Origin of the sequence: Citricoccus alkalitolerans, assembly GCF_039528175.1 — a bacterium.
In the GTDB taxonomy this organism is placed as follows: domain Bacteria; phylum Actinomycetota; class Actinomycetes; order Actinomycetales; family Micrococcaceae; genus Citricoccus; species Citricoccus alkalitolerans.
The window spans coordinates 1,454,520-1,469,295 of sequence record NZ_BAAALH010000002.1; the positions used below are offsets into that span (position 1 = coordinate 1,454,520).

At 66.0% G+C, this 14,776-nt stretch carries 16 protein-coding genes; all 16 read left to right on the plus strand.

What is annotated here, in order from left to right; translation table 11 throughout:
• The first annotated feature begins 67 nt into the window (after positions 1 to 67).
• The 16 genes from fusA to rpsQ all read left to right on the plus strand — a co-directional run bounded on the left by fusA (position 68) and on the right by rpsQ (position 14,730).
• Positions 68 to 2,182: an elongation factor G gene (fusA, locus tag ABD134_RS12495; protein WP_344229913.1), complete on the plus strand. Its 2,115-nt coding sequence runs from the start codon at positions 68 to 70 to the stop codon at positions 2,180 to 2,182.
• A 288-nt stretch (positions 2,183 to 2,470) separates the two neighbouring features.
• Complete coding sequence (gene tuf / locus ABD134_RS12500; RefSeq protein ID WP_344229915.1) at positions 2,471 to 3,661, plus strand: elongation factor Tu; 1,191 nt, start codon at positions 2,471 to 2,473, stop codon at positions 3,659 to 3,661.
• Between the two features lie 566 nt (positions 3,662 to 4,227).
• Entirely contained in the window at positions 4,228 to 8,274 is a 4,047-nt protein-coding gene (locus ABD134_RS12505; protein WP_344229917.1) for a hypothetical protein, read from the plus strand.
• A 9-nt stretch (positions 8,275 to 8,283) separates the two neighbouring features.
• On the plus strand, positions 8,284 to 8,409 hold the full coding sequence (locus ABD134_RS12510; protein ID WP_344229919.1) for a hypothetical protein: 126 nt from the start codon (positions 8,284 to 8,286) through the stop codon (positions 8,407 to 8,409).
• Positions 8,406 to 8,969, plus strand: coding sequence for a DUF3817 domain-containing protein (locus tag ABD134_RS12515; protein ID WP_344229921.1), 564 nt, complete (start codon positions 8,406 to 8,408; stop codon positions 8,967 to 8,969). The genes ABD134_RS12510 and ABD134_RS12515 overlap by 4 nt, the downstream gene beginning before the upstream one ends.
• Before the next feature lie 383 nt (positions 8,970 to 9,352).
• The gene (gene rpsJ, locus ABD134_RS12520; RefSeq protein WP_010145320.1) at positions 9,353 to 9,661 is read left to right on the plus strand and encodes a 30S ribosomal protein S10; all 309 of its coding nucleotides are present in this window, start codon (positions 9,353 to 9,355) and stop codon (positions 9,659 to 9,661) included.
• Between the two features lie 20 nt (positions 9,662 to 9,681).
• The gene (gene rplC, locus ABD134_RS12525; RefSeq protein ID WP_115931895.1) at positions 9,682 to 10,332 is read left to right on the plus strand and encodes a 50S ribosomal protein L3; all 651 of its coding nucleotides are present in this window, start codon (positions 9,682 to 9,684) and stop codon (positions 10,330 to 10,332) included.
• A 4-nt stretch (positions 10,333 to 10,336) separates the two neighbouring features.
• Entirely contained in the window at positions 10,337 to 10,981 is a 645-nt protein-coding gene (gene rplD / locus ABD134_RS12530) for a 50S ribosomal protein L4 (RefSeq protein WP_344229925.1), read from the plus strand.
• Complete coding sequence (gene rplW / locus ABD134_RS12535) at positions 10,978 to 11,283, plus strand: 50S ribosomal protein L23 (protein ID WP_115931893.1); 306 nt, start codon at positions 10,978 to 10,980, stop codon at positions 11,281 to 11,283. Before rplD ends, rplW begins: the two co-directional genes overlap by 4 nt.
• A gap of 36 nt (positions 11,284 to 11,319) precedes the next feature.
• Positions 11,320 to 12,159, plus strand: a complete 840-nt coding sequence (gene rplB / locus ABD134_RS12540) for a 50S ribosomal protein L2 (RefSeq protein WP_115931892.1) — start codon at positions 11,320 to 11,322, stop codon at positions 12,157 to 12,159.
• A gap of 12 nt (positions 12,160 to 12,171) precedes the next feature.
• Positions 12,172 to 12,453 carry a 30S ribosomal protein S19 gene (gene rpsS / locus ABD134_RS12545; RefSeq protein ID WP_115931891.1) on the plus strand — a complete coding sequence of 94 codons (282 nt, stop codon included), beginning with the start codon at positions 12,172 to 12,174 and terminating at the stop codon, positions 12,451 to 12,453.
• A gap of 42 nt (positions 12,454 to 12,495) precedes the next feature.
• Positions 12,496 to 12,858 carry a 50S ribosomal protein L22 gene (gene rplV, locus ABD134_RS12550; protein ID WP_344229929.1) on the plus strand — a complete coding sequence of 121 codons (363 nt, stop codon included), beginning with the start codon at positions 12,496 to 12,498 and terminating at the stop codon, positions 12,856 to 12,858.
• Between the two features lie 3 nt (positions 12,859 to 12,861).
• Positions 12,862 to 13,665 carry a 30S ribosomal protein S3 gene (gene rpsC, locus ABD134_RS12555; protein WP_313822118.1) on the plus strand — a complete coding sequence of 268 codons (804 nt, stop codon included), beginning with the start codon at positions 12,862 to 12,864 and terminating at the stop codon, positions 13,663 to 13,665.
• A complete protein-coding gene (gene rplP, locus ABD134_RS12560) occupies positions 13,665 to 14,081 on the plus strand; it encodes a 50S ribosomal protein L16 (protein WP_344229934.1) in 417 nt (138 codons plus the stop codon). The genes rpsC and rplP overlap by 1 nt, the downstream gene beginning before the upstream one ends.
• 2 nt (positions 14,082 to 14,083) lie before the next feature.
• Positions 14,084 to 14,440, plus strand: coding sequence for a 50S ribosomal protein L29 (gene rpmC / locus ABD134_RS12565; RefSeq protein ID WP_344229936.1), 357 nt, complete (start codon positions 14,084 to 14,086; stop codon positions 14,438 to 14,440).
• Positions 14,437 to 14,730, plus strand: a complete 294-nt coding sequence (gene rpsQ / locus ABD134_RS12570; RefSeq protein WP_115931887.1) for a 30S ribosomal protein S17 — start codon at positions 14,437 to 14,439, stop codon at positions 14,728 to 14,730. The genes rpmC and rpsQ overlap by 4 nt, the downstream gene beginning before the upstream one ends.
• Positions 14,731 to 14,776 lie beyond the last annotated feature (46 nt).

Genomic DNA, 14,776 nt, shown 5'->3' on the forward strand with positions numbered 1-14,776 from the left:
GCCGTGCCGCCTGCACTCGCTGCCGGCATCACTACAGGACCCACCCACCAAACCTTAGGGAGACACCGTGGCACAGGACGTGCTGACCGACCTCAAAAAGGTCCGCAACATCGGCATCATGGCGCATATCGATGCCGGCAAGACCACCACCACCGAGCGCATCCTCTTCTACACGGGCGTCAACCACAAGTTGGGTGAGACCCACGACGGCGCCTCCACCACCGACTGGATGGAGCAGGAGAAGGAACGCGGCATCACCATCACGTCCGCCGCGGTGACCTGCTTCTGGGACGACAACCAGATCAACATCATCGACACCCCGGGCCACGTTGACTTCACCGTCGAGGTGGAGCGTTCTCTGCGCGTGCTGGATGGCGCCGTCGCCGTGTTCGACGGCAAGGAAGGCGTGGAGCCGCAGTCCGAGACCGTGTGGCGCCAGGCTGACAAGTACAACGTGCCCCGCATCTGCTTCGTCAACAAGATGGACAAGCTGGGCGCCGACTTCTACTACACCGTCGACACCATCGTGTCCCGTCTCGGCGCCAAGCCGCTCGTGATGCAGCTGCCCATCGGCTCCGAGAACGACTTCGTCGGCGTGGTGGACCTGCTGACCATGAAGGCGCTCGTCTGGGAGGGCGACGCCAAGGGTGACGTCACCATGGGTGCCGCCTACGAGACTCGTGAGATCCCGGCGGAACTCCAGGAGAAGGCTGACGAGTACCGCACCCAGCTCATCGAGGCCGTCGCCGACACCTCCGAAGAGCTCATGATGAAGTACCTCGAGGGTGAGGAGATCTCCAACGAGGAGATCCAGGCCGGTGTGCGTCAGCTCACCATCAACGCCGAGGCCTACCCGGTCTTCTGCGGTTCCGCGTTCAAGAACCGCGGCGTGCAGCCGATGCTGGACGCCGTGGTGTCCTACCTGCCGAACCCGATGGATGCCGGGGCCATCACCGGTCTCGACGTGAAGGACGAGGAGAAGGAGCTGACCCGCGAGCCTTCGAAGGAAGGTCCGTTCTCGGCCCTCGCCTTCAAGATCGCAGCGCACCCGTTCTTCGGCCAGCTGACCTTCATCCGCGTGTACTCCGGACGCCTGAACCCCGGTGACCAGATCCTGAACTCCACCAAGGGGAAGAAGGAGCGCATAGGGAAGCTGTTCCAGATGCACGCGAACAAGGAGAACCCGGTAGAGGAGGTCGTGGCTGGTCACATCTACGCCGTGATCGGCCTCAAGGACACCACCACCGGTGACACCTTGTGCTCCATCAACGATCCGATCATCCTCGAGTCCATGTCCTTCCCGGAGCCCGTGATCTCGGTGGCCATCGAGCCGAAGACCAAGGGTGACCAGGAAAAGCTCTCCACCGCCATCCAGAAGCTCGTCGCCGAGGACCCCACGTTCACCGTGAACCTCGACGACGAGACCGGCCAGACCGTCATCGGCGGCATGGGCGAGCTGCACCTGGACGTCTTCGTGGACCGCATGCGCCGCGAGTTCAGGGTCGAGGCCAACGTGGGCAAGCCCCAGGTGGCCTACCGCGAGACCATCAAGAAGAAGGTCGACAAGGTCGACTACACGCACAAGAAGCAGACCGGTGGTTCGGGCCAGTTCGCCAAGGTGCAGATGGCCTTCGAGCCGATGGACACCTCCGACGGCGAGTTCTACGAGTTCGTCAACGCCGTCACCGGTGGTCGCATCCCGCGTGAGTACATCCCCTCCGTGGATGCCGGCATCCAGGACGCCATGCAGTTCGGCATCCTGGCCGGCTACCCGATGGTCGGCGTGAAGGCGACCCTCCTGGACGGTGCCTACCACGATGTCGACTCCTCGGAAATGGCGTTCAAGCTCGCCGGCTCCATGGTCTACAAGGAAGGCATGCGCCGGGCCAACCCGGTCATCCTCGAGCCGCTGATGGCCGTGGAGGTCCGCACTCCAGAGGAGTACATGGGCGATGTCATCGGCGACTTGAACTCCCGCCGTGGCCAGATCCAGTCCATGGAGGACGCGCAGGGTGTCAAGGTCGTCAAGGCCAACGTCCCGCTGTCCGAGATGTTCGGCTACATCGGTGACCTGCGGTCCAAGACCCAGGGCCGTGCCGTGTACTCGATGACGTTCGACTCCTACGCCGAGGTCCCCAAGGCCGTGGCCGACGAGATCATCCAGAAGAACAGCGGCGAATAGTCGGCTGTCACAGAACGTGTCCGGAAGGGTGGCGGACCCGCTGGTACTCCCAGTGGATCCGCCACCGGACCGGACAGGTGGCCCGTCCGCACTCCGGAGGATGGAACCACCACAGGACGGAAGGTCGGTCCGCGGAACAGGCGGTCCGAGTGGCCTGATCCAGGACCGGTCCTGACGCAATCCGGAGAATTATCACCAGCAGACAGATCGAAGTAGACTTTCCCAAGTTGTCAGCACGCCACCCGCGTCTGAGAAGTCTCTTCAGATGAACAGTTCTAGGAGGAACCTGTGTCGAAGGCAAAGTTCGAGCGGTCGAAGCCGCACGTCAACGTCGGTACCATCGGCCACGTTGACCACGGTAAGACCACGCTGACCGCCGCTATCTCGAAGGTCCTGTACGACAAGTACCCGGACATCAACGAGGCACGCGACTTCGCGACGATTGACTCGGCGCCGGAAGAGCGTCAGCGCGGCATTACCATCAACATCTCCCACGTGGAGTACCAGACCGAGAAGCGCCACTACGCCCACGTGGACGCCCCGGGCCACGCGGACTACATCAAGAACATGATCACCGGCGCTGCTCAGATGGACGGTGCCATCCTCGTGGTCGCCGCCACTGACGGCCCGATGGCCCAGACCCGTGAGCACGTCCTCCTGGCCCGCCAGGTTGGCGTTCCCGCCCTGCTGGTCGCCTTGAACAAGTCCGACATGGTCGAGGACGAGGAGCTCCTGGAGCTCGTCGAGATGGAGGTCCGCGAACTGCTGTCCTCCCAGGAGTTCGACGGCGACGAGGCCCCGGTCATCCGCACCTCCGGCCTCAAGGCCCTCGAGGGCGATGAGAAGTGGGTCAAGTCCGTCGAGGAACTGATGGACGCCGTGGACAGCTTCATCCCGGATCCGGTCCGCGACAAGGACAAGCCGTTCCTGATGCCGATCGAGGACGTCTTCACCATCACCGGCCGCGGCACCGTCGTGACCGGGCGCGCCGAGCGTGGCACGCTGAAGATCAACTCCGAGGTCGAGATCGTGGGCATCCGCGATATGCAGAAGACCACGGTCACCGGCATCGAGATGTTCCACAAGCAGCTCGACGAGGCCTGGGCCGGCGAGAACTGTGGCCTGCTGCTTCGCGGTCTGAAGCGTGAGGACGTCGAGCGTGGCCAGGTTGTTGTGGCTCCGGGTTCCATCACCCCCCACACCAACTTCGAGGGCAACGTCTACATCCTGTCCAAGGACGAGGGCGGGCGTCACAACCCGTTCTACTCGAACTACCGCCCGCAGTTCTACTTCCGCACCACCGACGTCACCGGCGTCATCACGCTGCCGGAAGGCACCGAGATGGTCATGCCGGGCGACACCACCGAAATGTCGGTCGAGCTGATCCAGCCGATCGCCATGGAGGACGGCCTCGGCTTCGCCATCCGTGAGGGTGGCCGCACCGTGGGCTCCGGCCGCGTCACCAAGATCCTCAAGTGATCTAAGGCGTCAGCCAAACACCAGCGAGAACCCCTTCGGCTTCGGCCGGAGGGGTTCTCGCGTTTAAGGCTGCCATCCGGTCGACGCTGCACGCCGTTCAACGCTGCGCTCACCTTGGAAGCTCTCCAGCTGTGGACAACCGGGGCTGACCTGCCGTGGCCCCGTACGCTGTCGGTGTGGGGATCTTCATAGCGTTGCTATTCGGGCTAGTCGTCGGTGTGGTCGTGGCTCGGTACGTGATCGGACGCAGGCCCGATACCGCACCTGATGAGGGGATGAGCACCTACTCGCGATCGGACCTCGCCCGCGCCTGGCAGGAGGGGTACGACGCCGGCTCGGCCGCCTCAGCTGCCCCGGTCGACTCTGGTGCTCCCCGCCAATCTGCTCCCCCCACCACACCGAGCATCCCCACCAAGTCTGACCTCCCCACTAGGCCTGGTCTCCCTGGCGAATTTGGCTCCTCGGTTGACCCGTCGCCGGAGGATTCTGCTCCGGTAGGGCCGGTAACCCCGCCTCCCCCAACCCCGCCTCCCCCAACCCCGCCTTCCCCGCTACCCCCGGGCCCGGTGCGGAGCCCCGAGGAGCAGGCCGCGGAGAAGGAGCGGCGGGACCGGCGCAACGTCAACATCACCCTGTACACCGCATGCCTCCTGCTGGTGGCCGCTGCCTCGCTGTTCATCGGGGCTGCGCTTCCGGTGACGGCCAGGGTCGCGGGACTGGCCGTCGTCGTGGGCTTGTTCTATGGCGCGGGACTGGTGGTCCACGCGACGAGCCGGACGTTGCGGCCGGCGGCCACCGCCTTCACCGGGACGGGGCTGGCGCTGGTGCCCGTGGCCGGGGTCGCCCTGGATGTGCTCGTCCTGCACGAGCCGACCCTCTCCTGGCTGCTCACCTCGGCGGTGGGGACCGTCATGATGGTCTTCGCGGCAGTGCGCCTGGACAGCCGGATCGTGGCCTACCTGACGGTGCCGTTCCTGCTCAGCACCGTGATGGCCTCCGGTGCGGCAGTGCAGCAGGGTCTGGTGTGGGCCCTCATCGCCTCGATCGGCCTGGCCGTCCTGATGGCGTGGATGTCTGTGGATGGACCTGGACGCAACCGCTGGTTGCCGGCCGCGTTCCGAGCGGCCTTCGCGCAGACCCATCAGTGGATTGTCCCCGGCGTGGTGGTCCTGGGGCTGGTCGTCGGTGTCTGGATCGAGCCGGTGCAGATGTTCCTGCTCCTGTTGTCTGCGTGTGCCTACTACGCCACCGTCGCGGTGATCGGGCCGGAACGATACCGACTGGCGGCCACCTACGCCGTGCGGTGTGGAGTCCTGGTTGCACTCGTCCCGTGGGCTCTCATGCTGGACTGGTCAGCGGATCTCATGCTGACCTCGCTGGTTGTCTACCTCTGCCTGCAGATCCCGCTGGTATGGCGCGGGGCCGGTGTTCAGGGCTACCTGCCGGTCGGTGCGGTCGCGATGGTGGACCACGCGGTCTGCTGGCTGGTGGCCGTGGCACTGGCGGCCTCGTCGCAGTTCGCCGCGCTGGCCGGGCCGGTGCTCGGGACAGAAGGGCTGTTGCGGTTGACGCCGGAGATCGGGGTGGCCGCAGCCGTCGTGGTGGTCACCACGGCGCTGTTCTCCCTGATGTTCCTCCACACGAACCGCCTGGACGAGGTGGGGGTACCGGGAGCAGCGGACCTGCTCTGGCAGCTGACGACGCCGGTGGCCCTGACACCACTCCTGATCCACCCGCTGACTCGCACCGACGGCTACCCCGGACCCGGCGATGCCCGCGGCTGGATCCTCGAGACCATCCTCCTCGTGATCGTGGCGGTCGAGGCCATCGCCATGGTCCTGCTGCGGCGCCGGGGCCAGCGCCGCCGGATCGACGCCCGGCTCATTCCCCACGTCATCGCCGCCAGCGGTGTCGCCCTCGTATACCTGGCCGCCTCACGCTGGGCAGACCCGGCTGGAGGTGCGGCCCTGAGCCTGACGGCCCTCGCAGCGGTGCTCTGGGCCACGGCGACCGCCCTGCACCAGGGGCCGTTGACGGTGCGCGGTGGTCTCTCAACGGACGGCGAGGTGCGGGTCAGCACTGAGCGGCTTCCCGGTAGAGAGGAACCAGCCGGCAGCGAGGCACCGGCTGGCAGAGGGGAGCCAGGCGGCACAGCGAAGTCAGCCGGCACAACGCAGCCCATCGACGCGACGTTGTCGGTGGTGGTCTGGTCAGGAGCCAGCCTGCTGGCCGTGCTCCTCCTGCTCACGCCGTCGCTGTCCCAGGGTGGCGTGCTGCCGGGGTGGTATGTCCTCGCCGGGATCACGGCCGTGGTGGCCCTACGGTGGCTGGGTACCGGCTCCCGGTGGAACGGGGCGTCAGGCCGGTCCGATGACCCCGCATATGACCACGCACACGTCCATTCACACGTCCATTCACACGTCCACTCATACGACCGGCCACACGATGCGCTGGGGGACCGGCTACTCCTCTGGCGGACCCTCGTCCTGATCGTGGGCGGCCTGACGTTGCTCACCACAACCCTCCGGTTCGCCGACGTGGCTGAGTCGGCTCGTACCTCCGCCAGCACCTCGGATCCCTCCACCGCTGTCTGGTCCTGGCACGTGGTGATCGGACTGGTACTGCTGACGTGCTGGTTGGTGACGGTCGCCGTCGTCACCCGGAGCCGGCTGCCGCGGGCCACCCGCACGGTGATCCTGCTGGCCGGCCAGGCATCGTCCGCCGTACTGGTCTCCGCGGTGGTGGACCGGCTCGGAGGCAACGAGTCCGCGGCCCGTGCCGCCGCCGTCGTGGCCCTGGTGTTCGGATTGGCCCTGCGTTCCCGCTTTGCGCGGCGTCTGCCGGGCTCGGACCAGAGCGGGGGATCGGTGGGGGTCCTCGCGGCTCCTGCCACATCCTGGCTGGTGACGGGCGCGGCGATCGTCCTGTGGTTCGTGGAGCTCGCGGCAGGGGAGGGTGACCGGGCCGCGCTCATGGTCATGGCGCTGGCCCTGATGGGGGCCGGGCTGGTGTTGCGGGTCTCCGCCGGCGGTCACTGGGCCGTGCTGGCCGGGGCGGTGGGACTCGTGGTGGTGTCCAGCGGCTGGTTCGACCTGACGGGTGGCTGGCTGCCGGCCGCTCTGTTCCCGACGTCGGCCGCCGCGGCCTTGATCCTGCTGCTCACCTTGTCCCTGTCCGCCTGGGAGATCGCGGTCTCGACGGGGCAGCCAGTGCCGAGAGTGGGCAGCGAACCGGACTCGATGTCCTCTGTGCCCCCTGTGCCCCCTGTGCCCCCTGTGCCCCCTATGTCCTCCGTGTCGACCTTGCCCTGGTTGCCCTGGCTGAACGACCTCGCCCTATTCCGTGCTGCGGGTGCGGCGACCGGGTGGGCCGTAGCCCTCGTGCTGGCTACGACCGGCGAGGTGGACCGGGGCCCGCACTTCGGCGCACTGGGGATGACGATGGCCGTCGGTGCATTGGTGCTGTACGTCTTCGCCCGGACGCGTGGGATGGTGGCACTGGTTGCCGGGACGGTCATCGCCGTGCCCGTGTCCTGGTGGCTGCTCTCGACATGGTGGACGGAGCGAGGGTGGTGGTTCCCGGACGAGGTATGGACTGCCATCATCATCGGCGTACTGTCGGCGGCGGTCCTGGGACTGTGGGCGCTGGTGGATGCACGCCACAGTCTGAGGTCATGGGCGACTGTGGAAGCCACGGGTCCGACGGAGGAGTCGGTCGCCGCAGAGTCGGGTGTACGTCAGCGGCCGGCGATCCTGTGGCAGGGTGGACTGGCGATAGTGCTCGTGCTGGCGCTGGGCAGCGTGGTGGCCCTCGAGCCACGTGCTGGTTCGCCCGAGGACGCCGTGGTCTGGACCGCCTTGGCTGCGGCGGTTGCGGGGGTCTGGCTCACCGTTGATGCCTGGGGGAGGAAGGTGCTGTGGGCCAAAGCCCTGCACGGGCAGACCCAGTGGGTCCTCTTCGGCCGGGACGCGGCGGTTGTGTTGACGTTCATGGCCGCCTCGCGCGGGTGGTGGCAGACCGCCGTCCCCGACGACCCGGGCCGCGCAGGCTGGTGGAATGTCCAGCTTCTGGTGCTCGTTCTGGTTGGGCTCGGATTCCGGCATGTGATGCGCGACCGGTCTAATCCGGGGCAAGAATCCGTGCCGGAGCCGGACCAGGAATCTGCGCGTGGATCGTATCAGGAGGGGAGCGGATTGGAGGCGGGCGGCTCGGAGACTGACAGCTCGGAGACAGGTCGCCGCCGTCCCCTGGCCTACTTCGGTGCGGCGGCCGGCGTCTTCACCCTTGCGGGGCTCTATGTCCTGGCGAACGGCTCCGCTCACATGCAGCTGACCGTGTTGGGCGGCTTCGCCCTGCTCGTGATGCTGGGCCTGACCCGGCGCGAACAGCTCCTCACGTGGTGGGGTGCGGCGGGGGTCGCGATGTCGGTGCTGTGGTATCTGCGCGGATATACCTACGTCTACCTCGCGTTGCTGGGGCTGGTCCTGATCGTGCTGGCCGTGCGGCAATTGCGGCGTCACCAGGCCAGGCAGTCTGCCGCGGGTCCCGACCTGCCCCCGGACGCGGACGTGGCCTCGGACCGGGATCAGACTGAGGGCACCAGGGGCCGGTAGACTGGACCCATGGAATTCCTCATTGCCCTGGTGATCATCGCCGCGGTGGTCTTCGCGATCGTTCGGTTGCGCAAGACCTTCGGCCGCGAGATCGACCGCGCGAAGCGCATCAAGCGAGCAAACGACAACCAGTGAACCCGAACGCAGACTCCATCACCGGTAGCGCACAGGACACCTCACTCTCCAGCACAGCTCGGCGCACGCCAGAGAGGAAGGGCACCATCCTGCCTGGTCCCAGGGCGCTCTACCGGGCGTTCGCGACAGCGGAAATGTTCACCTGGGCCCTCCTGATCCTGGCTATGGTGCTGAAGTACTCCGGCGCCACGGAGGTCCTGATGCCGGCCGCCGGGGGAGCACACGGTTTCGTGTTCCTCTGCTACTGCGTCGTCACCGTCGGCGTGTGGATCAACCAGCGCTGGAGCGCCGGTCGAGGAGCCGCGGCCGTCCTGCTGGCTGCAGTGCCGTTCGCCACCCTGCCGTTCGAACGGTCTCTGGCCCGGCGCGGGGAACCGGATGCCACGTGGCGACTGGCGGATGGGCGCACCGAGGCCGTCGGACCCCGGGGGTTCTGGGAATCGCTCGAGGCCTGGGTCCTGCGGAACGTGATCCTGGCCGCGGTCGTGACGGCCGGCGTCGTGGTGGTGGTGTTCTCACTGCTGCTGGTGGCGGGCCCGCCGGGTGAGTGGTTCGACTGACAGTGTTGCCGTCCAGCTGAATTAGCGCCTGGGGCACGGATCTGTCATACTGGATCAGTTGCTCAAGTGCTTGGGCGTGTGTGGAGTCGTGTCCGTGAGGTTCGGATTCCGCCGCTTGAGACCAAATCAACACACAATCCCCATCAGGATCTGGCGGTCCTGTGATCAGCTGTGTCTCTGGCATGTTCACGCATGTCTGCGGAGCAGATCGCGACACGCCCGACCGCGTGGGTCGAAGCCCCGGCAGGGCGAGGAACCCGGTTCTCCGGATTCGGTCTGCGCGGGTGGATATAGAAGCGCGGGGCCGGTTCGCCGGACCCGTTGCACACAGGGACAGGTACGTGAAACGCGTACGAAGCACAGGACGAAAGAGGCATGACGCCATGGCGGGACAGAAAATCCGCATCCGGCTGAAGTCGTATGACCACGAGGTCATCGATACTTCGGCTCGGAAGATCGTCGACACGGTCACGCGCGCAGGCGCAACGGTGGTGGGCCCCGTGCCGCTGCCGACTGAAAAGAACGTGTACGTCGTGATCCGCTCTCCCCACAAGTACAAGGACAGCCGGGAGCATTTCGAGATGCGCACGCACAAGCGGCTGATCGACATCATCGACCCGACGCCGAAGGCTGTCGACTCGCTCATGCGCCTCGACCTTCCGGCCGACGTCAACATCGAAATCAAGCTCTGAGAGGGAGGTGCTGAGAAACTATGACCATCACGCGAAACGTTAAGGGCCTGCTGGGCACGAAGCTCGGCATGACCCAGGTCTGGGATGCAGACAACAAGCTCATCCCCGTCACTGTCGTCCAAGCTGAACCCAACGTTGTGACCCAGCTGCGCAATGCTGAGGCCGACGGCTACGCCGCCGTCCAGATCGCCTACGGGCAGATCGACCCGCGCAAGGTCACCAAGCCGCTCGCCGGCCACTTCGAGAAGGCCGGGGTCACCCCGCGCCGTCACGTGGTCGAGCTGCGCACCGGCGACACCGCCGAGTACACCCTCGGCCAGGATGTCACCGTCGAGGTCTTCGAGGCCGGCCAGAAGGTCGACGTCGTCGGAACCACCAAGGGCAAGGGCTTCGCCGGTGTCATGAAGCGTCACGGCTTCTCCGGCGTCGGTGCCTCCCACGGTGCCCACAAGAACCACCGCAAGCCGGGTTCCGTTGGTGGCGCGTCCACCCCGGGCCGCGTCTTCAAGGGCCAGCGCCTTCCGGGCCGCATGGGCGCCGTTCGCCAGACCACCCAGAACCTCACCCTCCACGGCATCGACGTGGAGAAGAACCTGCTGCTGATCAAGGGCGCCGTCCCGGGTCCCCGCGGCCGGGTCGTCCTGGTTCGCACTGCAGTGAAGGGAGCATGAGCAGATGGCTACCAACGCAACTAACGCAGAAGCCAAGACCGTCAAGGTCGACCTGCCCGCCGAGATCTTCGATGTCCAGGCCAACGTGCCGCTGATGCACCAGGTCGTGGTGGCCCAGCTGGCCGCCGCTCGCCAGGGCACCCACAAGGTCAAGCGTCGGGGCGAGGTCTCCGGTGCCGGCCGCAAGCCGTTCAAGCAGAAGGGCACCGGCCGCGCCCGTCAGGGTTCGATCCGCGCCCCTCAGATGGTGGGTGGCGGTGTGGTCCACGGCCCCGAGCCGCGTGACTACTCGCAGCGCACCCCCAAGAAGATGAAGGCCGCCGCCCTGCGTGGTGCCCTCTCTGACCGCGCTCGTAACGGCCGCATCCACGTGATCGAGGAACTGGTCTCCACCGGTGCCCCGAGCACCAAGGGTGCCAAGGCTGCCCTGTCCTCGCTGACCACGGGACGCAAGAACGTCCTGCTGGTCATCGAGCGTGCTGACGACACTGCGGCACTGAGTGCCCGCAACCTCGAGTCGGTGCACACCCTGTACTTCGATCAGCTGAACACGTATGACGTGCTGGTCAGCGATGACGTGGTCTTCACCCAGGCTGCCTACGAGGCGTTTGTGGCTAAGGCCGGCGCACAGAAGGAGGATGCCAAGTGAGCGGCTCCATCAACAAGAATCCCCGCGACGTGGTCATTGCCCCGGTCGTGTCGGAAAAGAGCTACGGCCTGATCGACGAGGGTAAGTACACCTTCCTGGTCGACCCGCGCTCCAACAAGACCGAGATCAAGCAGGCGGTTGAGGCCATCTTCTCCGTCAAGGTTGACTCGATCAACACCCTGAATCGTGCCGGCAAGCGCAAGCGCACCAAGTTCGGTTGGGGCTCCCGCAAGAGCACCAAGCGCGCGGTCGTGACGCTCAAAGAGGGCACGATTGACATCTTCGGAGGTCCGCTCGCCTGAGGCGTAGCGGAGACCACTTAATCGAGGAACTGACACATGGCTATCCGTAAATACAAGCCGACCACCCCGGGCCTTCGTGGCTCGTCCGTGGCCGACTTCGCAGAAATCACCCGGACAACCCCGGAGAAGTCGCTGCTTCGCCCGCTCACCAAGAGCGGCGGACGCAACAACTCCGGCAAGATCACCACCCGCCACAAGGGCGGCGGCCACAAGCGCCAGTACCGCGTCATCGACTTCCGTCGCCATGACAAGGACGGCGTGCCGGCGAAGGTCGCTCACATCGAGTACGACCCGAACCGCACCGCCCGCATCGCCCTGCTCCACTACGTGGACGGCACCAAGCGCTACATCCTGGCCCCGGCCAAGCTGAACCAGGGTGACACCATTGAGGCTGGCGCCACCGCGGATATCAAGCCCGGCAACAACCTGCCGCTGCGCAACATCCCGCTCGGCACCGTCATCCACGCGGTGGAACTGCGTCCGGGCGGCGGCGCCAAGCTGGCCCGCTCGGCCGGCTCGTCCATCCAGCTGGTCGCCCGTGAAGGCAAGTACGCCCAGTTGCGTCTGCCCTCCGGTGAGATCCGCAACGTGGACGTGCGCTGCCGCGCCAGCATCGGCGAGGTCGGCAATGCCGAGCAGTCGAACATCAACTGGGGCAAGGCTGGCCGCATGCGGTGGAAGGGCGTTCGCCCGACCGTCCGCGGTGTGGTCATGAACCCCGTCGACCACCCGCACGGCGGTGGCGAGGGCAAGACCTCCGGTGGTCGTCACCCGGTCAACCCCAATGGCAAGCCAGAGGGCCGCACCCGCCGCCCGAACAAGGAAAGCGACAAGCTCATCGTGCGCCGTCGCCGTACCGGCAAGAACAAGCGATAGGAGCCTGGAGACATGCCACGTAGCCTGAAGAAGGGCCCCTTCGTTGATCAGCACCTCTACCTCAAGGTGGATGCTGAGAACGAAAAGGGCACCAAGAACGTCATCAAGACCTGGTCCCGCCGGTCCATGATCATCCCCGACATGCTCGGGCACACGATCGCGGTGCACGACGGACGCAAGCACATCCCGGTGTTCATCACCGAGTCCATGGTCGGGCACAAGCTCGGCGAGTTTGCACTCACGCGGACTTTCCGCGGTCACGTGAAAGACGACCGGAAGGGCAAGCGCCGCTGACGCGGGGCTTGACCGTCCGAGACACTCGAAAGAAGGAAAGCAATGGAAGCCAAGGCAATTGCGCGCCACCTGCGTGTAACGCCGATGAAGGCCCGGCGCGTCGTCAACCTTGTCCGTGGCAAGCAGGCGAACGAAGCACTGGCCATTCTGCAGTTTGCCCAGCAGGGCGCTTCGGAGCCGGTGTACAAGCTGGTCGCCTCCGCGGTGGCCAACGCCCGGGTCAAGGCCGACCGCGAGGGCTTGGCGTTCAACGAGGACGCCCTGTTCATCTCAGAGGCCTTCGTCGACGAAGGACCGACCATGAAGCGTTTCCAGCCGCGTGCCCAGGGCCGCGCCGGACGCATCAACAAGCGCACCAGCCACGTCACCGTGGTCGTTGCGACCGAGGAAGAGGAGGGGAAGTAACCCATGGGTCAGAAGATCAACCCGAACGGTTTCCGCCTCGGCATCACCACCGACCATGTCTCGCACTGGTTCGCTGACTCCAGCAAGGAAGGCCAGCGGTACAAGGACTTCCTGAAGGAAGACATCAAGATCCGCGAGCTGATGACCATCGGCATGGAGCGCGCTGGCATCTCGAAGGTGGAGATCGAGCGGACCCGTGACCGTGTGCGTGTGGACATCCACACCGCTCGTCCCGGCATCGTCATCGGTCGCCGCGGCGCCGAGGCGGACCGCATCCGCACCGAGCTCGAGAAGCTCACCGGCAAGCAGATCCAGCTGAACATCCTCGAGGTCAAGAACCCCGAGATCGATGCCCAGCTGGTCGCCCAGGGTGTTGCCGAGCAGCTCGCTTCGCGCGTGGCGTTCCGCCGTGCGATGAAGAAGGCCATCCAGTCCGCCACTCGTGCCGGTGCCAAGGGCATCCGTATCCAGTGCGCCGGCCGCCTGGGTGGCGCCGAGATGTCGCGCTCGGAGTTCTACCGCGAAGGCCGTGTGCCACTGCACACCCTGCGCGCGAACATCGATTTCGGCAAGTTCGAAGCCAAGACCACCTTCGGCCGCATCGGCGTGAAGGTCTGGATCTACAAGGGCGACCTGACGGCCAAGGAATTGGCTGCCAAGGAAGCTGCTGCACCGTCCGGCCGTGGGGCCCGCGGTGGCGACCGTCGTGGACCCGCCGGTGGCGATCGCCGCCGTCGCAACGACCGCGCCCCGCGTCAGGACTCGGCTGCTGCAGGCTCTGCGCCCGCTGAAGGAGGCAACGCCTGATGTTGATTCCGCGTCGAGTCAAGCACCGCAAGCAGCACCACCCGAAGCGCTCGGGCATGGCCAAGGGCGGCACCGCCGTCAGCTTCGGCGAGTGGGGCATTCAGGCCCTGACGCCGGCCTATGTGACCAACCGTCAGATCGAGTCCGCTCGTATCGCCATGACGCGCTACATCAAGCGCGGCGGCACCGTGTGGATCAACATCTATCCGGACCGCCCGCTCACCAAGAAGCCGGCCGAAACCCGCATGGGTTCCGGCAAGGGTTCGCCCGAGTGGTGGGTCGCCAACATCAAGCCGGGTCGCGTGCTCTTCGAGCTCTCCGGCGTCAGCGAGGACGTGGCCCGCGAGGCGCTGCGACTGGCTATGCACAAGCTGCCGTTGAAGGCACGTATCGTCCGCCGAGAGGGTGGTGAGTGATCATGGCTACCGGTTCGAAGGAACTGAACGTCGAGGCCCTGGACGGTCTGGACAACGCCCGTTTGGCCGAGGAGCTCAAGCGCTCCAAGGAGGAACTGTTCAACCTGCGTTTCCAGTCGGCCACCGGCCAGCTGGACAACCACGGCCGTCTGAAGACCGTCAAGCGCGATATCGCCCGGATCTACACGATCCTGCGTGAGCGCGAGCTGGGCATCCGCGAGGATGTCGAGGTTCCGGCCGAGGACGTCGCGGACGCCAAGGCTGACAAGGCTTCCAAGAAGGCCGCCAAGAAGAGCACACAGGCAACCAAGGCCGCTCCGGCCGAGGAGACCGAGAAGACCGAGGAGGAGGCCAAGTGACCGAGAACGCGAATGCATCTGCAGCCAACGAGGCCTCGGAGCGTGGCTACCGCAAGTCGCTCCGCGGCATCGTCGTGTCCGACAAGATGGACAAGACGATCGTCGTGCAGGTCGAGGACCTGAAGAAGCACGCCCTGTATGGCAAGGTCCTGCGTACCTCCAAGAAGCTGAAGGTCCACGACGAGGAGAACACCGCCGGCGTCGGCGACCGTGTCATTCTCGCCGAGACCCGTCCGTACTCCGCCACCAAGCGGTGGCGTCTGGTTGAGGTCACCGAGCGCGCCAAGTAAGCGCGAGGTCACCACAACCTCAGGACAAGCCCAGCCCGACGCCGGC